Annotated in this window: 1 pseudogene; it reads right to left on the minus strand. The window is 45.0% G+C overall.

Going from position 1 to position 220, the window contains the following annotated elements:
• Positions 1 to 220 (minus strand): annotated as a pseudogene (locus A3712_RS27740) (ATPase); the annotation flags it as partial.

Genomic DNA, 220 nt, shown 5'->3' on the forward strand with positions numbered 1-220 from the left:
AGCTAATGTTACGGTTGTGCTCAACACTACAGCCAAATTGGTAGTCCTCACGTTTCGAAAACACCATCACGCCGCAATCACTGCTTTTAATGCGAACGTATCGCCCTATGATCAGGATGTTTTTCTGCTGGTCATCAGCAGCAAGCTCGACTTTATATCTGTCTTTGGCAATCGACTCCGATTTAAACCTATCTCGAAACTTAGCTACGAACTCACTCGC

This window comes from Vibrio sp. HI00D65, from assembly GCF_001635455.1.
Taxonomy (GTDB): domain Bacteria; phylum Pseudomonadota; class Gammaproteobacteria; order Enterobacterales; family Vibrionaceae; genus Vibrio.